The organism is Micromonospora wenchangensis (genome assembly GCF_002210435.1).
Lineage (GTDB): Bacteria > Actinomycetota > Actinomycetes > Mycobacteriales > Micromonosporaceae > Micromonospora > Micromonospora wenchangensis.
This window is the reverse complement of the sequence record NZ_MZMV01000001.1, coordinates 38,685-57,381: the sequence shown is the minus strand read 5'-3', so window position 1 is coordinate 57,381 and position 18,697 is coordinate 38,685. Positions and strand designations below refer to the sequence as shown.

Here is an 18,697-nt window from a genome sequence, read left to right as displayed (position 1 = left end):
TCGCAGGTGAGAAGCCGAATCGGCGCGGTCAATACCACTTCCCGTCATGCGGTTGATGTGTCCTGACCTCTGGCCTATGGGCAGCAATGGCAGGGGAAGGTACCGTCCACCGGACTGTTGGACGGTCGGGTTATGCGGGAGTGGTAGTGATGATCGCGTGGGGGCGCAGGGCACGGCATGCGTGAGGGTTCACCGCGCTGGGAGCAGATCAATCCGAGCGCCTACCAGCACGAGCAGGAGGGCCTACGGGAACTGGCCGGCTACCTGCCGGACGCCGAACCCTTTCACGTGTGGGCCAATGTGGAGTTCGTCGGCACCGACGGCTCGATCAACGAGGTCGACGCGCTGGTGCTCACCCGCAGCGGCCTCTACGTGCTGGAGCTGAAGCACTGGCAGGGGCGACTCGCCGGTGACGGCCAGCAGTGGCGGCGACGCAAGCCCAACGGCCGCGTCCAGGTGATCGACAGCCCGCTGATCCTGGCCAACCGGAAGGCGAAGCGGCTGCGCAGCGTCATCCAGCAGTACGCCCCACCCGGCGCGAGGGTTCCCTACGTGCAGGCGGCGGTCTTCCTGCACGCCCGCGACCTGCGCAGCGAGTTGGACGACATCGGCCGCCAGCACGTCTACGGCCTGGACGGCAACACCGCCGCCAGGCTGCCCAGTCTCAAGGACATGCTGCTCGCCCAGCCGGTCGACGCCCGGCACCACGTCGACGCCGTCCGGGGCCGGCAGATCGTCGAGCTGGTGAAGGGCGCGCGGATCCGCCCCTCGGTCGCCGACCGGCGGGTCAACCAGCTCCTGCTGCACCAACGGCCGTTCGCCGAAGGGCTCGGCTGGCAGGACTTCCTCGCCGACCACACGGTCGGCGCGGAAATGCTGCGCCGGGTCAGGTTCTATCTGACCAGCCGGGCCGCCGAGGAGGACGTACCGCGGATCAGGCTGGCCGCGGAGCGGGAGTTCCGGCTGCTGCAGGGCATCCACCACCCGGGCATCGCCCGCGCCCTCGACCTGGTCGAGCACCCGTGGGGGCCGGCGGTCGTCTTCGACCACCGGCCCGGGTGGGTACGCCTCGACCAGTGGCTCGCCGAGCGGGACGGCCGGCTGCAACTGGCCCAGCGGCTGCAGCTCGTCCAGGATCTCGCCGAGATCGTCGACCATGCCCACTCCCGCCGGCTGTCGCACCGTTCGCTGAATCCCCGTGCCGTCTTCGTCGGCGACCCGGACAGCGCCCGGCCGAGCCTGATCGTGACCGACTGGCAGACCGGCGGCCGGCTGCCCGGGACCCGGGTCACCACGCTCGGCTCCCCGACCGACCCGGCGAGCCTGGAACTGTTCTTCGACGACGTGGTCCGCCGCTACCAGGCGCCGGAGGCGGCGACCCTGGAGGAGTTGCCGGGCCACCAGCTCGACATTTTCTCACTCGGCGCGCTGGCCTACCGGATCTTCGCCGGGGCCGAGCCGGCAGCCTCCGCCGAGGAGTTGGTCGCGGCGGTCGCCGACGGGGGACTGCACCTCGACGCGGTGGCCGACGGCATGCCGTACGCGCTGGTGTCGGCCGTCTACGACGCGACCCGGGGTGACCCGGCGCAGCGGATGAAGCGGGTCAGTGAGTTCCTCACCTGGCTCGACCTGGTCTGGGAGGAGCTGACCGCCCCAGAACCCGAGCCGGTGGTCGACCCGCTGCAGGCGCACCGGGGCGACGTGCTCGACGGTGGCCTCATCGTGCTGGGCAACATCGGCAGCGGCGCCACCGCCATCGCTCTCTCCGTCGTTCAGGGGCCCTCCGAGGGGGGCGACAAACTGGTGCTGAAGGTGGCCCGGGACGAGCAGTACGCCGACCGGTTCGCCGCCGAGGCGCACACCGTCGACAAGCTGCGCGACTCGCGGGTGGCCGCCCTGGTGCAGGGGCCGATCACGATCGGCAACCGCACCGCCCTGCTGCTGGAGAGCGCCGGCGAGCACACCCTGGCCGAGGATCTGCGCGGCGGCCGGCTGGCGTTGGACCTGCTGGAACGCTACGGCCGGGACCTGCTGGAGATCGTCGCGTTCCTCGACGGGCAGGGGGTGTGGCACCGCGACATCAAGCCCGCCAACCTGGCGTCGCGGCCCCGCCCGAAGGACAAGCAGCCGCACCTGTGCATTTTCGACTTCTCGCTGGCGGGGGTGCCCGCCGACCAGCTTTCCGCCGGCACCACCGCCTATCTCGACCCGTTCCTCGGCACGCCGGGCCGGCCGCGTTTCGACGCCGCCGCCGAGCGGTTCGCCGCCGCCGTGACCCTGTACGAGATGGCGACGGGCACCCTGCCCCGCTGGGGTGACGGCGCGAACCCGGTGACCGTCCCCGACGAGGTCACCCTCGACCCGGCCGCCTTCGACCAGTCGGTCGCCGACCGGCTCGTCGCGTTCTTCGCCAAGGCCCTCGCCCGGGACACCGCCGACCGGTTCGACACCCTCGACGAGATGACCGACGCCTGGCGGGCGGTGTTCCGGGAGATCCCGGAGCCGGCGGTGGCCACCACCGACACCGGGACGCTCGCTCCGCTGGGCCGTAGCTCGCCGTTGGACGCGGCCGAGCTGACCGCGCGGGCGCGGTCGGCGCTGGAGCGGCTCGGCATCACCACGGTGGGCGAGCTGCTGGCCGCCGAACCGTCGGCGCTGACCCGGGCCCGGGGGGTGCCGGACGCCACCCGCAAGGAGATCCTGGCCCGCACCCGGGAGCTGCGCGAGCTGCTCGACGCCGGGCCGACACCGGTCGCTCCCGTCCACTCCTACGCGCAGGGGGTGGAGGCGCTCTGCGCCACCCTGCTGCCCGGGGCCACCGGCCGGGTCGCCTGGCACCGCACGGCGGTGCAGGTGCTGCTCGGCCAGGCCGCCGACGCCGACGGCAACCACCTGCGCTGGCCGTCCCAGTCGGACGTGGCCCGGGTGACCGGCAAGCACCAGCCGGACGTCTCCCGCCTGCTCAAGCGGATCGTCGCCCGGGACTGGCAGCCGAACCCCGCCCTTGCCCTGGTGCGCGACGAGATCGTCGCGCTGCTCGACGGGCGCGGTGGGGTGGCCTCCGCCGAGGAGGTCGCCGAGGCGCTGATCGCCGCGCGGGGCTCCTACACGGCCGAACCGAAACGCACCGCGCAGGCGATCGGCCTGGTCCGGGCCGCCGTCGAGACCGAGCTGGCCCGGGGCGGCGACGCCCGGCTGGCGATGCACCGGCTGCGCGGCAGCGACACGGTGCTGATCGGCCGGGAGCCCGACGACCCGGGCACCGAGCGTACGGCTGATGACCTGCTCGGGTATGTGACCCGGCTGGGTCGCCGGGCCGCCGCCCTGGCCGGCGCGGACCCGCTGCCCACCCGAGCCCGTGCGGTGGAGGAGCTGCGGGCGCTGGAGCCGCCGCCGGCCGGCATGCCGCCGCTGAGCGACGCCCGGCTGCTGCAGCTCGCCGCCGCCGGCAGCGGCGGCGAGGCCGCCGTCAACGCGCAGGGCCAGCTCTACCCGGCGGGGATGCCCGCCGAGCGTGCGCTGCGCCTCGCCGCGGGCGCGCTGGTCGGCCAGAAACTCGACCCCGAGACGGTACGCGCCAGAGTGCGCGCCCGGTTCCCCCGCGCCGAGCAACTGCCGCCGCGTCCGCAGCTCGACCACCTGCTGCGGCAGATCCCGCTGTTCTGGGACGGGGCGCGGGAGCGGTACGCCCCGCCCACGCACGCCTCCTCGGTGACCGGGACCCGCTCGTTGAGCACGATCGGCCCGCTCCTGGAGCCCGACGCCGCCGCGCGTACCAGCCGACGGCTCACCGAGGTCATCGACCGGCACGGTTTCCTGGTGGTGCTCACCTCGATCCGCCGGCCCGCCCAGGCCCGCCGGGCGCTGCTCGACCGGTACGACCTCACCGAGGTCGACGTCACCGCGATCATGCTGCAGCGGTTGCGGACGCTCGGCTTCCCCTGGCAGACGATCGTCGACGCCGACACGGGCATCCCCACCGACGCCGATTTCCGATCCCTGGTGGAGCTGTTCCAACACGAGGTGATGCCGGTGATCGAGCGACTGCTCGCCGAGACCGACCGGCCGGTGCTGATCACCGAGGCCGCGCCGCTGGCCCGCTACCAGCAGCTCCGGCTGATCCAGGAACTGGCCGACCCGACCCGACCGCGTCCCGCCGCCCGGCTGCTGCTGGTGCCGGTGCGCCGCACCGAGCCGGTGCTGCTCGACGGCCGGCAACTCCCGCTCACCTCCCCGGCCAGCCAGTCGCTGTGGCTGCCCGAGCAGTGGAGCGACACCCCCGCCCCGCAGAAGAGGAACGCACCCCGATGATCCCCCTCAGAGCCCTGCAGGCCCAGGTCACCACCCTCACCGACGACCTGCGTGGGCAGGTCGCCCGGGACTCCGAGCTGGAGTCGTCGCTGCGCAAGGAACACGCGCAGGCGACCACGGCGCGGCGTACGGCGGGCACCTTCGAGACCTGGTTGGACGACGTCCTCGACCAGGCGGCGGTGGCGTGGGTGCTGGGCTGCGTCTTCGTGCGCTTCTGCGAGGACAACGCGTTGGTCGAGCCGCTGTGGATCGGCGGCCCGGAGCCGGCCGCGCCGGCCGAGCGGGCGATGCAGCACCGCCAGCAGCACCTGATCGACAACCCCCGGCACAACGACCGGGAGTGGCTGCGCGAGGCGTTCGACTATCTGCGCACGCTCAAGGCCACCGGCAAGATCTTCGACGAGCACAACCCGGTGTGGCGGTTCGACATCTCCGGCGAGGCGGCCGAGCGGCTGTCGGAGTTCTTCCGGCGCGGGCCGGGTCTGGTGTCGCTGCGGGTCGACGACCTCGACACCCGCTTCCTCGGCGACCTCTACCAGGACCTGTCGACGCACGCGAAGAAGACGTACGCGCTGCTGCAGACGCCGGATTTCGTCGAGAAGTTCATCCTCGACCGGACGTTCGAGCCGGCGGTGAAGGAATTCGGCCTGCCGGACACCTCCGTCATCGACCCGACGTGCGGCTCGGGGCACTTCCTGCTCGGCGCGTTCGACCGGCTGGTGCGCAAGTGGCGGGAGCGGGAACCGGCGACGGACATCCGGGTGCTGGTCGAGCGGGCGCTCGGGCAGGTCACCGGGGTGGACATCAACCCGTTCGCGGTGGCCATCGCCCGCTTCCGGCTGCTGGTGGCGGCGATGAAGGAGTGCGGGCTGACCTCACTGGAACGTACCCCGGCCTGGACGGTGCGGGTGGCGACCGGCGACTCGCTGCTGCAGTGGGGGCGGAAGTCTCGGCACCAGGGAGACCTGATCGCAGAGCTGGAGGGCGGGGACGCCTTCGCGTACGTGACCGAGGACGCCGACGTGCTCGCCGACTACCTGCGCGAGGGGCAGTACACGGTGGTGGTCGGCAATCCGCCGTACATCACGGTAGCGGACTCGGCCCGCAACAAGCTCTACCGTGACATCTACCCCGACGTCTGCCATCGGCAGTACGCGCTGACGGTGCCGTTCGCCAAGCGCTTCTTCGACCTGGCCCGGCGTGGCGACGAGCACGGTGAGGGAGCGGGTCACGTCGGCCAGATCACGGGTAACGCCTTCATGAAGCGCGAATTCGGCAAGAAACTGATTGAGGATTACTTTGCGCATAAGGTAGAGTTGAGCGAGGTCATCGACACTTCCGGCGCATACATTCCTGGCCACGGCACGCCGACAGTCATCTTGATCGGTAGAGCTAAGGACCGACGGCGATCCGAAAAGATACGAACCGTGCTCGGTGTACGGGGCGAGCCAGGGCAGCCCGATGACCCTGCCTGCGGACTTGTGTGGTTGTCGATTGTGCGGCAAATCGACCAGCATGGCTCAGAGTCCAATTGGGTCAGCGTTGGAGATGTCCCTCGATGGCAGTTGGAATCTTATCCCTGGAGTTTGTCAGGGGGCGGTGCTCAACAGTTGATGAAGGCACTCGGCTCGACAGCGCGGATGGCTGACGCGATTGGGTCCATTGGAAGAACCACGGTGCTTGGCGAAGACGATGCATGGCTCCTTCCGAACTTGTCCGCTGCCCGCAGGCTGGGCGAAGGGGACTTTGTAGAGACTTTCGTTACAGGTGAGCACGTCAGGGATTATTTGATCGACGGGCCGCTGGCGGCCCGCTCGCCCTATTCGGACGTTGTCCATCGATGTGTCGTTGATGAGGAAAGCCCCGTTGTGCGCCATCTTTGGGGGGTTCGCACCACACTGAAGGCGCGGGTTATCTTCGGGCAGACGATGGAAGCAAAAGGCAAGAAGTGGTTCGAGCATCTTGAAAACTATTCGTCGCGTCTTATCTCACCACTCTCGCTGGCCTTTGTTTTCGTTGCGACGCACAACCACTTCGTGCTGGACCGTGGCGGGAAAATCTTCAACCGTCACGCACCGGTGATCAAGTTGCCGGAGGGGGCGACGGGGGATGATCATCTGCGACTGCTCGGAGTGCTGAACAGTTCGACCGCCTGCTTCTGGCTCAAGCAGGTCAGCCATAACAAGGGCAGCCAAGGCGTGAACGAAGGCTTCAAGTCGCAGGAGTGGGAGCGGTTCTACGAGTTCACCGGGACGAAGCTGCAGGAGTTTCCGTTGCCGGAGGCGTACCCGGTGGAGCGGGCGCGGGTGCTCGACTCGCTGGCGCAGCGGCTTGCCGGCCTGAGCCCGGCGGCGGTCGCGGAGGGAGGGGTGCCGACCCGGGAGCGGTTGCGTTCGGCGCATCACGACTACGACCTGACCCGGGCTCGGATGATCGCGGTGCAGGAGGAGTTGGACTGGGAGGTCTACCGGCTCTACGGGCTCCTCAAGGATGACCTTACCTGCGCGGAGCCACCAGAGATCACGCTGGGGGAGCGGGCGTTCGAGATCGTGCTGGCGCGGAGGATGGCGGCCGGTGAGGTGGAGACGCAGTGGTTCGCGCGGCACGGGTCGACGCCGATCACCGAGCTGCCGGCGCACTGGTCGGAGGATTACCGGGCGCTGGTGCAGCGGCGGATCGAGGTGATCGAGGCGGATCGCAACATCGCGTTGATCGAACGGCCGGAGTGCAAGCGGCGGTGGGCCACCGAGGGCTGGGACGCCATGCAGGCCAAGGCCCTGCGGGACTGGCTGCTCGACCGGTTGGAGGCTCCCGAGCTGTGGGGTGACCGGCCGGTGCCGCAGTCGGTCGCGCAGCTCGCCGACCGGGTGCGCCACGACGACGACTTCCGGTCGGTGCTGGAGTTGTGGGTCGGCCGCGACGACTACGACCTGACGAAGACCCTCGCCAAGCTGGTCGCCGACGAGCACGTGCCCTACCTCCCGATCTACCGCTACAAACCGTCGGGGCTGCGCAAGCGGATGCAGTGGGAGCGCACCTGGGCGCAGCAGCGGCTGGAGGATGCGGGCGAGAGCGTGCAGATCGACGTGCCGCCGAAGTACACCTCGGCCGACTTCGCCAAGCCGTCGTACTGGCGGGCGCGGGGCAAGCTCGACGTGCCGAAGGAGCGGTTCATCTCGTACCCGAAGGCGGGCCGGAACAACGACGGCACGGAGCTGCTCGGCTGGGCCGGGTGGGACCACCTCGCCCAGGCCCAGGCGCTGGCGACCGTTTACCTGGACCGTAAGCTCCAGGCGGCCTGGCGGCCGGAACAGCTGCTGCCGTTGCTTGCCGGCATCGCCGAGCTGGAGCCCTGGCTGCACCAGTGGCACAGCGGCGAGCGCCCCGACTTCCCGGGTTCGCCGGCTCAGTTCTTCACCGACCTCGTCGATGCCGAACTGTCGCAGCTCGGCGCGGACCGCACTGAGCTGACAACGCTGCGAGGCGCATCCGCAACTATGGCGTCGGCGTGAGGCCGCTGGCTGCCCACGACGAACGAGACATCGAGGAGAGTACGGACCGAATGGTGAATGCCACCGGAACGCTGCAACTGGTTCTGCAGCCGCGCGGCAGTCGCAAGGACAAGGGAGAGGAGAACTTCAAGCACTCCATCGTGCGGGGGATCCGGCTGAGGGATATCGCGGCCGAGCTTGGTCCCGACTTGGCCGCCCTCACCGCGCTCTACCCGGACGGTGTCGGGCGCTTCTGGGGGTCGACGCCGACCAGCCAGGTGAACAACTACAAGGCGCGGGCGCTGCGTGACCGGCGGGTCGGTGATGAGGTGCTCTTCTATGCCGAGAAGGCGTTCATCGCGCGGGCCAGGATCCTGCACCTGATGCACAACCCGGCTGCGGCCAAGTGGATCTGGGGGGCCGCAGAGGACGGGCAGACCTGGGAGCACATGGTGGCCCTCGGGGACATCGAGCGCCTCAAGCGGCCGATTCCTGCCGCACCGATCCTGCATCAGCTCGGGCTGGGCGTTCCGCTGCGGAGTATCACCCTGGTCGGTCCTGCCGAGTACGGCGCGCTCGCGCCGATGCTGGCCGAAGCGGGAATACTGCCCCGCAGGCCCGCCTCCATCACCACCCCTCCTCGCACGCTGAACGGTAAACGGTTGTTCAAGGCTTTGGAGCGCCTCGCCGATGCCTGTCGTCGGGACGACGAGGACCCGGCAGCCAGGCGCCTGCCCCTGACCGTGCTCTGGCACATCGGGCAGATCGCCATCGCGCAAGGCCGACCTGCCGAACCACCCCACCCCGGGTCCCGCCTTGAGTCGATCCTTCAGCAGTACGGTGCGGAGCCCTCTTCGGACCTGCGGACCAGTGGGCTGTGGGAGGTCGTCAGCCGGGGTGAACTCTGGGAAGTCGACCCTTCCGCCTTCCACGCGGGTCGGGCATCCGGGACCCGTGCCGTGGGTGAAGTCTCCCTGACCCCGGCGGCGACGGCTCTGTTCGGTGATTCGGAGACCCGGGGCCGCGCGGTAGCGGTGCTGTCGACCGCGCTGCCGGACGACATCGATCGGGCGAAGTTCCTCGCAGAGGTGGGGCTCGCTGGCTACGACTCGGCGGCCGGAGTGCTGGACGACGAGGAGACCGTCCGTCCGGAGCCGGGTGATCAGGGGCCGGCACGGCGACGCAAGGTGAGCATCGACCGCATCATTCGCAGTTCGGCTGTCGCCGAGAAGGTCAAGCGACTCCACAGGCACCGTTGTCAGGTCTGTGATATCCGGCTGGTGACCAGGCGCGGTTTCTACAGCGAAGCCGCTCACATCAGAGGGTTGGGCAGACCTCACGAGGGTCTGGACCAGATCGACAACATGCTCTGCCTCTGCCCGAACCACCACGTCCAGTTCGATGGGTTCGCCATCTTCGTCGACAACGACCTCGTCGTCCGGTGGACCGCCGACGGCAAGAAGATCGGCAAGCTGCGGCTGCACGCGGAACACCCGATCGGGCGGGAGAACCTCCGACACCATCGGCGGTTCTGCGGTAGGGCCGACTAGCGATCAGCGAAGCATGTCGATGATCTGCCCGACAGAGGTGGACGGGTTGCCCTCCGGGGCCGGATCGAGGCCCTCCGCCCGGCGGCGGGCGTCCTCGATCCGGTCGCGGAACTTGGCGAAGTCGAGTGCCGTCTTGTCCCAGTCGGGATCGTGAGCCCGCAACAGGTCCCGGGCCCGCTTCGCGTTCTCCACGAACCGGGTGCAGCTCTCGTAGTGCAGCAGCAGCCACACCTCGAAACACGGGTTGGACCACGCCAGCTTCACGTCGGAGTCGACGGCTTCGCGCGCCGCCGGCTCGGTGGCGAAGTCGTCGACATCGCAGACGGCCCACGCCTCGTCGAAGTCGTCGCGCTCTCGCCGACGCGCTGCACCTCGCACCACGTTCACCGGGGAGCCGCGTTCCGCCACGACGACCAACCGCGGTCGTACCCACGGCTCCTGCTTGAGCCCGTTGAAGTAGTCCCGTTCGGTGGATTCGCCGTTGGTGGCGATCAGCACGGTTGTCCGCTGTTCCCGGCTCGCCGGGCGTCGTCGGAGGTTGGTCTCCCGACCTCGACCGGAGCGCACCGGGTCGGACGTTCGTCGGTCACCGCGTCGCGGCGTCATCCGAGTCTCCACGGGTTGCCAGGGCCTGCTCGAACAGGTGATTGGACAGGTTGGGGACCGCACCGTAGTTGCCGTTCAGGTAGCGGCGCTGACGGTTCTCGCCTTCCTTGCGGGGCTTGAAGTCGGTCAACGGATACAGCGAGGAAGCGCCTTCGTCGTCCTTCTCCACGAACCAGATCTCGTCACGGCGCAGGATCTCCTCCGCATCGAGGGTGCCGAGCAACGCGGCATCGTGACTGGTGAAGATGAGTTGGCTGCCCAGGGGATTGGCCTTCGGGCTGCGGAACAGGCTGATCAGCTTGGCGGTCAGGATCGGATGCAGGCTCGCGTCGATCTCGTCGACCAGCATCGTGGCTCCGGTGCCGAGCACCTCGGCAGCACGCAGCCCCAGGGTGAGGAGCTGGCGGGTGCCGGTGGACTGGTCCTGGAGGCCGAGCAGCGCCATGCCCTGCGGGCCCTGGTGGGCGAACTGGATGCGATGCGGTATCAGCGCCTCGGACCCAGCTCTCAGCCGTGCGGCCAGGCCGTGGAATGTGTGTTCGGGAAAGACGTGATCAAAGTTGATCCGTTCGGGTAGGAGCACCAGATCGACGATGCCCACGTCGGCAGCCCTCAACAGGTCGACGACGAGGTGACGAAGCCGCTGAGCGTCAGCCCTGCTGTTGTCCAGCAGGACGGACGGCCCGAGGGACGAGTCGGCCCCCCGGTTGGCGAGGTAGAACCAGCGGTAGGTGTCGTGCAGCGGCTGCGGATTCGCCGGATCGGGTTCCGGGCGGCTGTGGCCGAATCGGGCAACGGTGCTGAGGAAGAGGGCGGTCGGCGCGGTGATGCCCGCGATCTGTCCCAGGTCGCCCCGACGGCCGGACTCCTCGCCCCAGGAGAACTCGTCCCCGTCGCGTTCGAAGACGCGCCGTTTGCGTCCCACCGGATAGTGGTAGAGCCACTCCTCCGACACCCGTGCGTCATTGACGACGAAACCGTAGGTGTGCCGTGTCCCGCCGAGCAGCAGATCGACGACGTAGCGGGATGGCTGGGCAATAGCGCTGACATCCAGCCGGAACGGCTCTCGGGACAGCCTTTCACCGGGTTCGACGGCCCGGTCCGACCCCACCGCCATCTCCCGCATGTACGTCAACGCGCCCAGAGCGTTGGACTTGCCGGAGGCGTTGGCGCCGAACACACCGACGACCGGGACAGCCTGCGGAGCGGACTCGCCCGCCTCGTCACCGTCGCCGTAGGCGGGCATGAGGTTGAGCTGCTGCTCGGCACGGAACGAGCGGTGGTTGGCGAAGCGGAAACTCAGCAGCATCGGGCAGTTGCCCCTCGATGGTGGGCGGTTACAGGCGCATCCCTGCGAGTAAACCACGAGAAGACTGGTCCAAGCCTGCATGGAGGTGGACGGTGTCCAGGGGGCGGTGTGAGCCGGGTTGGTGAGGGATGGCACCCAGGTGGGGTAGTCCGACCGTAGACGCCGGCCGCCCGTGAATCGCCAGGCATTTTTGCGGACATGAGGTTCCCCGAATCTCCCCTCGCTTCATAAGCGCGGAATTCTGTTGGCGGATATCCGACAGGACGTGCGCCTGGTTGGGGCAGCAATGGCCGCACGCTGATGTGCCTGGCCGTAAGTCGAATTGCTGGCTCAATGTCTGACCGCAGGGCCACCGGAACGGCTAGCTGTCGGGTAGACCTGGCGTGCGGTTCGGGCCGGGAGGATGACTAACGTCATGGATAAACCATGGCATCTTCAACGGGCTTTGCTCAGTACGCGGCAGCGCGGATCAAGACCAGGGAGACCACTGCTCAATGTCCAATCCTCATGAGCCGGCCCACCACCAACCGCTTGCTGGTCAGCCGCAGATGCCACCGACTGCTCAGTTCTCGCAGACGCCCGGCGGGCAGTTCCCGGCTCCTCCCGGCATGTTGCCGCCACCCGCGCCCGGCCAGTTTGTTCCACCGCCGGCCCCCCGGAAGCGCGCCGCCTGGCTGCTGCCCACGCTCCTCGGCATCGGCGCATTCGTGGTGCTCTGCTGCGGCGGCTCGATGGTGATCGGCTTGACCAGCGACGACAAGAAGTCTGGGGCGACCTCCGCCGACAGCGGCGTCTCCGCTGTCAAGAAGAGCGACTCGCCAGCCGGCGCTGCTCCACCGGCGGCGAGTGCGGCACCGCCCGCGCCGGTCAAGACGACTGCGGCTTCGCCGCCGCCGAAGCCGAAGACCCCCGGCATCGGCGACAAGGTGCGTGGCGGTGACTTCGAGTTCACCGTCAAAAGCGTGAAGTGCGGGATCTCCCGGGTGGGCAATGACTTCCTCAACGCCAAGGCGCAGGGCACCTTCTGCAAGGTCGGCGTGACAGTCAAGAACGTCACCAAGAGCGCGCACACCTTCCACGCCGACGGCAGTATCACCGCCCAGGACGGCAGTGGCCGAGAGTACGAGGCCGACGGAACGGCAGGAATCTACGGCAACAGTGACGGGCAGGGATTCCTCGACGAGATCAACCCGGGTAACTCGGTGACCGCGAATGTCTTCTTCGACGTGCCGAAGGGCACCAAGCTCAAGACGATCACCCTCGACGCCGGCCTGTTCACCTTCGCCGAAGACGCCGTCATCACCCTGTGACCAGCCCCAATTCCGGAGACGCCCCATGAACCAGAGGGTCGTGCGCACCAGCGCGGTTGCGCTCGTCGCTGCACTCACAGTTGCTGGCTGTGGCGGCGACGACAGGCCAACGCCCGCCGCCGCCAGCTCGGGTGCCCCGCTCCCGACGCCGGTCAGCCCGAGCCCGACCAGCAGCCCAAGTCCGGCCGGCAGTTCGAGTCCCACCGCAGACCCGTACGCCCCCCGCACGATGGGCAAGACGTTCATCAGCGTGGACGCTGCTGCCAGCGCGACCGTCTACGGTTACCGCCATAACGTCGCCCGGACGGCTCCCCGGCCGGACGAGCAGCCCGGTTACGTATGGGCCGCGATCGATGTCAAGGTGTGTGCTCTCAAGTCTGACGCAGCGCCGAACGGCATCTCGGTGTCCAACGGGCCGTGGACACTGGTGTACGCCGACGACAGCCAGATAGAGGCGTCATCTGTCGGCTACAACCAGTTCCCTGAGCCGGGATACCCGTTCGGGGAGAAGACGCTTGCCCCAAGCCGATGTGTACGCGGTTGGATCACCTTCGGGGTGCCCGGCAAGCAGCGGCCGGTCGCCGTCGAGTACGCCCCCGATCGAGAACCGATCCCGCCCCGCTGGACTGTCAAGTAGCCCGAGATGAGCCGAGACCCCCGGCGCTTGCCGGGGGTCTCGGTAGTCGTGCAATTGGGATGCAGATATCCCGAGGCTGGCCCGACGTCAGCGGCGGATCGTGCCGACGAAGGTGATCCAGGCGGCTGGGGGGAAGGTGAGGGCCGGGCCGGCAGGGTCCTTGCTATCGCGTACGGCGACGATGCCGGGCAGGTTGTAGGCGACCTCGACGCACTCGCCGCCATTGCCTCCGCTTCGGGTGCTCTTGCGCCAGCCGGCATCGGTCAGATCAACCATGGTGGACCTCCCCAAGAATCTTGTCGATCAGATGCCTCGATTCTTCCTCGTCGAGGGCGAGCGTGAGCAGGCTCGACCAGACCTTCCCGTAGGCTGCCAGCTCGCCCGGCCGGTCGAGGTAGAGCGCTCCGGTCCAAGATTCGCTGTAGACCACTGATGGGTCTGGAGTGCTCCGGTTCCCCAGAGGAAAGTCGAGGAGAACGAACTCACCGCCCACAGCTCCATGGTGCGGGCCGGCGATCAGGGGCAAGACGCGGATCGACACGTTGGGCTGCTCGCTGAGCTGAAGTAGTCTCCGGAGTTGCTCTGCCATCGTGGCCGAGTTGCCGACCGGGCGGAGGAGGACCGACTCACAGAGCACGACCTGCACCTGCGGAGCCTTCGGCAGGCGGCGGGTCAGGAGTGACTGTCGTTGCAGCCGAAGCTCGACGGCGCGCTCCCGGTCGTCTTCGCTCATGTCCGGCTGGTCGATCCGGTAGATGCCGAGCGCATAGTCCCGGCTCTGCAGAATGCCCGGCACGAGGGTGTTCTTGTAGAAGCGCAGTTGTGAGGCGGCGGATTCGAGGCCGACGTACAGCTCGAACCAGTCGGGGATGGCGTCGCCGTAGGCGTGCCACCAGCCCTTCGCCCTCGTCTCGCCGGCCAGTGCGGTCAGCGCCCGGGTCAGCTCGCCCTTCGCCCGGTACAGCTCGCACATCGCCCGGACGTCGACGCCGCGCACGGAGCCCAGCCCGCTCTCGATCCGCCACACCTTCTGCCTGCTGCACTCCAGCGCCTCGGCGGCGGCGTCGAGGGTGATGCCCGCCTCGGTGCGCAGGTCACGCAGCGCCCTGCCGAGCCGGCGGCGGGGCACCGTCGAGCCCATGTCCTCGGCCATCCGGCCTCCTCTCCGTTGGGTTTTGTAACACCTCGACGCCTCGTTCTGGAACATGGAATGTTGCACACAAATAGCAGAACAGTATGCGCCGGAATCTCTTGTGGCAGTGCTTTTGACCTTACAAGATGACCCGGACAAAGGCGATGTTCATGCAATTCCCACGGCCCCATTCATTGTCGCTTTCCATCGGTCGTCGAGGAGGTGCGCCCGTGCGCGCGATGCCCTGTCCTGTCCACCCGGCCGGCATCGCTGATCGCCGGGAGGTTCGCCGATGACCGCGCGCTGGGTGGCGCACCTGCCGTTCACCGCCGCCGACCTGCCCGCCGCCCGACGCTTCACCGCGGCGCTGGCCCGGTCGGTGACGTTCCTGCCGCAGGTCGACGCCGGGGAGACGACCGTGTCCGCCGAGGACGAACAGGGCGTACACCATCGGGTCTTCTGCGACCTGCCGCTGCCCGGCGGGCCGCGCTGCGTGCGCCGCACCGCCCACGACGGGCCCTGCTCGGCCCGGCCGCCCCGGTGACCGGCGTCCCCACCGTCGCCTGCCCTGACTGCGACGGCACCGCCCTACGGCGCGACCCGTGCCGCTGCACCCGCTACGGCGACCGGCTCCTGGCCGTGCAGGCGGGCCCGACCACCGACCCGGGCGGGCCGCGCGAGCACTACCGGGCCTGCGTCCTGTGCCGGGGTGCCGGCACGGTCACCACCGCCTGCCACCGGTGCGGACGGCAGGGCCGGCGACGCGCCCAGCTCGTGCTGACCGCCGCCAACCTGGACACCGGCGCGGTCGCCTCCCGCCGGGTCGGGCCGGACGACCTCGACCCCCGGCCCGACCCGGCGGGCGGCTGGTCGGTCGACCTCACCCCCCGGCTGAGCGAGCTGGCCGCCGAGGCCGGGGTCGCCGCCACCGTGGACCCGGTGACCGTACGGCTGCCGGCAGCCTGGCGGCTCGACCTGCCGGCGGCCGAGCGGCACGAGCTGGCGGCGCAGGCACTCGCGGCGGCGGCCCGGCCGGCATGGCGGGTGCTGATCGGCCGGTCGGTCGCCGCGCCCCCGGTCGATCCGGCGCGGCGGCTCGACCGGCTCTGCGCGCTGGCCGACCTGCTCCTGCTCGACCTGGTCGTCGAGACCCGCCGGCACGACGGCGAGCTGCGCTGGGCCGTCCGCTACGAGGTGCCCGGCTCCCCGGTGCCGGACCGGCCACCGGCTACGGACTTCGCTGACCTGCCGGCGGCCCTGGCCGGCACCGACGTCGCCGACGCGCTGGCCGGGCTCACCGAACGCGGCCGGGACGCCCCCGCCCGGATGCTCCGCCCCGACCCGCTCCGGCCGCTCATCCCGGCCGCGTCGGACGTGGCGCGGGTCGCCCGCCGGCTCCGCGCCGACAGCGCGGGCCGGACCGGTGGCGGTGGGCTGCCCGGCGCGCAGGCCATCTGGCGGGACGGTCACTGGTGGCACACCGCACTGCGCCCCGGCGAACCCGTCGAGACCCTGGTCGCCCAGCCCACCGGCCAGGTCACCCGGCTCACCCGGACACCACTGCGCCGGATGGACGAGCCACCGGACCCGCCGTGGCTCGGCGAGCCGGTGCCCACCCGCCCGTGCCTGGCCTGCCGCCCGGCGTCCACCTGCCCGTGCCGGGCCCACGGCCGTCCTGCCGACGGGGACTGCACCCACCGCCATCGTGTGACCGGTGCCCCGGCCGGGTGGCGCTCGGCGCTGACCTGCGCCACCTGCGGCGGCACCGGCCTGATGCACCAGACGGCGCTGATCACCCTGACCGACCTGAGGCACCGGGTGGTGCACCTCGCCTGGCACGCCGGCCAGCCCGAACCGGTGACACCAGTCGACCCCGGGCCTGGCGGCCCGCCGGTCATCCGGCTCCCCGGGCGCTACCGGCTGGGTGCCTGGTCGGCCGCGTTCGGCGTACGCCCGGAAGACCTCGCCGAAGCCGACGGCGGCCACCCCCTTCCGCCGGACGTGCGGGAGGGCTACCTCGCCCTGCCCCGGGCCGACGCCGACCCGGTGGGGGAGCAGATCGCCGTCCTCGGCCCGGCACTGCCCGCCGCGCGCCTGCTGGTGACCGCCGTACCCCCCGCCGCGCCGCCGCTGACCGAGCTGCTGCGCCTCGCCCTCGGCCTGGACCTTGCGCTGCTGGTGCACGTGCTCGACCTGCGCCGGCACCCGGTCGCGCCGATGCGGGCGCACGGGGTGCTCTGGGCGGTCGACCTGCGCCCGCCCGATGCCCCGATCCGCCCCGACGACCTGCCCGACCGGCCCAGCCTGGCGGCGGCCGTGGCGCACTGCCTGGAGTGCCTGGACGTGCTGCTGCCGCAGACCGTGCCCGACGACCCCCGGCAGCCGGTCCCGGCACCCCGGACGGCACCCCGCCCGCTGCCACCCGACCCGGTGCCGGAGCTGCGACGACTGGCCGCCCGGCACGCCGGCCGCCCACTCAGCATCCGGTTCACCCGCGCCGGCCACACCGTCCACCGGCACGACGACGACGGCATCCGACTGGTCAGTGAAGCAGGTGACCTGCCGGATCTCTGGTTGACGTGACCAGGCGGGGAACATACGTTCGATCCGTGTGGGGGGATGAGGGAGGACACCAGTCTGTTCGGCCACCGGGGCGTGGCCAACGGGCGGGCGAGCCGGCGGTTGGCTCTACGATCAAGGCCATGGACCGGGCAACGTCAGAGCGGGCGGCGCTGGTCGCGCTGCTGCGTCAGGCCGACCTGAGCTGGTCCGACGCCGCCCACGCGGTTCAGGAGGACGGCAGCGCGCTCAGGGTGCTGGGCAGGACCGTGGGCCTGGCGGACACGCTCTTCCCCGACACCCGCTCCGTCGATGAGCTGGTCGACGCTGCGGCGGCCGACCTGGCGGCGTGGCAGGCCGAGGGCATCACCGTGCGGGCCTTCTTCGACGACGACTATCCCGCCCAGCTCCGCGACGTCCGCGAGATGCCCCCGCTGCTGTTCGCGCGGGGAGACCTGCGACCCGACTTCCGTGCTATCGCCGTGGTCGGCAGCCGCGACGCGAGCGACCGGGGCCTGGAGATCGCCGGGTCGGTGGCGACCTCTCTGGCGCTCAGGGGAGTGACGGTGGTCAGCGGCCTGGCCAAGGGCATCGACACGGCCGCCCACGAAGCGGCACTCGCTGCCGGCGGGCGCACCGTCGCGGTGATCGGCACCGGCATCCGCCGGCATTACCCGGCCGCCAACCGTGCCCTCCAGGAGCACATCGCCGGGGTCGGGCTGGTGATCAGTCAGTTCTGGCCGGACGCTGCCCCGACGAAACAGAGCTTCCCGATGCGCAACGCGGTGATGAGCGGCTACGCCGCCGCCACCGTCGTCGTCGAGGCGGGTGAGCGCAGCGGTGCCCGAATCCAGGCACGGCTGGCGCTGCAGCATGGCCGGCCGGTGGTGCTGACCGGCCAGGTGATGCAGCACGACTGGGCGCGGGCGTTCGCCGGCCGGCCCGGGGTCCACGTGGCGCGGGGGACGCTGGAACTGGTCGAGGCCGTCGAGACGATCCTCGACCAGATGCCGGTCACTGCCGAACTGGAGGGCTTTCCTGAGCTCGCCAGCCGCTGACCCCTGGGCCAGCATCCGGGGTTACGTCGAGACCCAGCGGAACTTCCTGCGTAACCCCCTGCCGGCAGAGCCATGGATCTGTCCGACGTGCCGGGGTGTGCGTAACCCCGGGTTCGCCCAGTGTTTTCCCTGCCAGGAGCAGCGGGCAGAGTCCGGAGGGCTGCTCGCCGACGTGGTCGTGCCGATCTCCTACTCACCGCGCACCGGCCAGCATCACCACCACCTGCGTTCGTACAAGTCATTCCCGCCGTCGGCGCAGGCGAAGTGGAATCTGCTGGCACTGCTGCTGCTGTTCCTACGGGATCATCTCGACTGTGTGTACGGGCGGCTCGGCGCTGGACCCACCCACGTCGTCGCCGTGCCCAGCACACGGGGAAGGGCCGGTCCGCACCCCCTGCGGGAGTTGGTCGGTGACCGGCTCGGGCTGCCGTGGCTGGCCGCCGTGCCGAATCCACACCACGGCCCCGACGTCCGGCACTTCCAGCCTGACTGGTTCAGCGTGCGACTTCCCGGCCGTGCCAGGGACGTCCGGCCGCTGGTGCTCGACGACACCTGGACCACCGGCTCCCGGGCGCAGTCGCTCGCATACGCGTTGAAGAGCGCTGGTGCTGACTCGGTGGCCATCGTCGTGCTGGGACGGCACGTCAATCCGGAGCACCGTGCATCCCGGCCCCTGCTCAAGGCGATCGAGGAGCCGGTGTTCGACCTGTCGACCTGCGCCATGGAGCGATGAG

The 18,697-nt window shown here is 70.0% G+C and carries 13 protein-coding genes; 9 read left to right on the top strand and 4 right to left on the bottom strand.

Translation table 11 applies throughout. From position 1 onward, the window contains the following. The first annotated feature begins 177 nt into the window (after positions 1-177). From pglW to B5D80_RS00205, 3 genes are read left to right on the top strand one after another with little or no spacing between them, the layout of a single operon-like run. Complete coding sequence (gene pglW, locus B5D80_RS00215; RefSeq protein ID WP_088641677.1) at positions 178-4,311, top strand: BREX system serine/threonine kinase PglW; 4,134 nt, start codon at positions 178-180, stop codon at positions 4,309-4,311. Next, positions 4,308-7,823 (top strand): BREX-2 system adenine-specific DNA-methyltransferase PglX, encoded by a 3,516-nt coding sequence (pglX, locus tag B5D80_RS00210; protein WP_088641676.1) that lies wholly within the window; start codon positions 4,308-4,310, stop codon positions 7,821-7,823. The genes pglW and pglX overlap by 4 nt, the downstream gene beginning before the upstream one ends. Positions 7,824-7,876: 53 nt before the next feature. Further along, positions 7,877-9,352: a phosphorothioated DNA-binding restriction endonuclease family protein gene (locus B5D80_RS00205; RefSeq protein ID WP_211291336.1), complete on the top strand. Its 1,476-nt coding sequence runs from the start codon at positions 7,877-7,879 to the stop codon at positions 9,350-9,352. 3 nt (positions 9,353-9,355) lie between these two features. Here B5D80_RS00205 and B5D80_RS00200 read toward each other — a convergent pair whose 3' ends face one another. Together B5D80_RS00200 and B5D80_RS00195 are read right to left on the bottom strand one after the other, a co-directional pair. Further along, positions 9,356-9,850: an RloB family protein gene (locus tag B5D80_RS00200; RefSeq protein ID WP_158224096.1), complete on the bottom strand. Its 495-nt coding sequence runs from the start codon at positions 9,848-9,850 to the stop codon at positions 9,356-9,358. 88 nt (positions 9,851-9,938) lie between these two features. After that, positions 9,939-11,267, bottom strand: coding sequence for an AAA family ATPase (locus B5D80_RS00195; protein WP_158224095.1), 1,329 nt, complete (start codon positions 11,265-11,267; stop codon positions 9,939-9,941). Positions 11,268-11,761: 494 nt separating this feature from the next. Here B5D80_RS00195 and B5D80_RS00190 point away from each other — a divergent pair, with 494 nt between their 5' ends. Both B5D80_RS00190 and B5D80_RS00185 read left to right on the top strand, forming a co-directional pair. Further along, positions 11,762-12,577 carry a DUF4352 domain-containing protein gene (locus tag B5D80_RS00190; protein WP_088641673.1) on the top strand — a complete coding sequence of 272 codons (816 nt, stop codon included), beginning with the start codon at positions 11,762-11,764 and terminating at the stop codon, positions 12,575-12,577. Between the two features lie 229 nt (positions 12,578-12,806). Further along, positions 12,807-13,214, top strand: a complete 408-nt coding sequence (locus B5D80_RS00185; protein ID WP_088641672.1) for a hypothetical protein — start codon at positions 12,807-12,809, stop codon at positions 13,212-13,214. Between the two features lie 87 nt (positions 13,215-13,301). Here the strand turns inward: B5D80_RS00185 and B5D80_RS00180 are convergent, their stop codons facing one another. Then, positions 13,302-13,490: a DUF397 domain-containing protein gene (locus B5D80_RS00180; RefSeq protein WP_088641671.1), complete on the bottom strand. Its 189-nt coding sequence runs from the start codon at positions 13,488-13,490 to the stop codon at positions 13,302-13,304. Beyond that, positions 13,483-14,367, bottom strand: a complete 885-nt coding sequence (locus tag B5D80_RS00175; protein WP_088641670.1) for a helix-turn-helix domain-containing protein — start codon at positions 14,365-14,367, stop codon at positions 13,483-13,485. The genes B5D80_RS00180 and B5D80_RS00175 overlap by 8 nt, the downstream gene beginning before the upstream one ends. 271 nt (positions 14,368-14,638) lie before the next feature. Here B5D80_RS00175 and B5D80_RS00170 point away from each other — a divergent pair, with 271 nt between their 5' ends. The 4 genes from B5D80_RS00170 to B5D80_RS00155 all read left to right on the top strand — a co-directional run bounded on the left by B5D80_RS00170 (position 14,639) and on the right by B5D80_RS00155 (position 18,696). Continuing rightward, positions 14,639-14,890, top strand: a complete 252-nt coding sequence (locus B5D80_RS00170; RefSeq protein WP_088641669.1) for a hypothetical protein — start codon at positions 14,639-14,641, stop codon at positions 14,888-14,890. Then, positions 14,887-16,929 carry a hypothetical protein gene (locus B5D80_RS00165; RefSeq protein WP_088641668.1) on the top strand — a complete coding sequence of 681 codons (2,043 nt, stop codon included), beginning with the start codon at positions 14,887-14,889 and terminating at the stop codon, positions 16,927-16,929. Before B5D80_RS00170 ends, B5D80_RS00165 begins: the two co-directional genes overlap by 4 nt. A gap of 119 nt (positions 16,930-17,048) precedes the next feature. Further along, on the top strand, positions 17,049-17,963 hold the full coding sequence (locus B5D80_RS00160) for a DNA-processing protein DprA (protein ID WP_088641667.1): 915 nt from the start codon (positions 17,049-17,051) through the stop codon (positions 17,961-17,963). 97 nt (positions 17,964-18,060) lie between these two features. Beyond that, positions 18,061-18,696 (top strand): phosphoribosyltransferase, encoded by a 636-nt coding sequence (locus B5D80_RS00155; protein WP_169733017.1) that lies wholly within the window; start codon positions 18,061-18,063, stop codon positions 18,694-18,696. Position 18,697 lies beyond the last annotated feature (1 nt).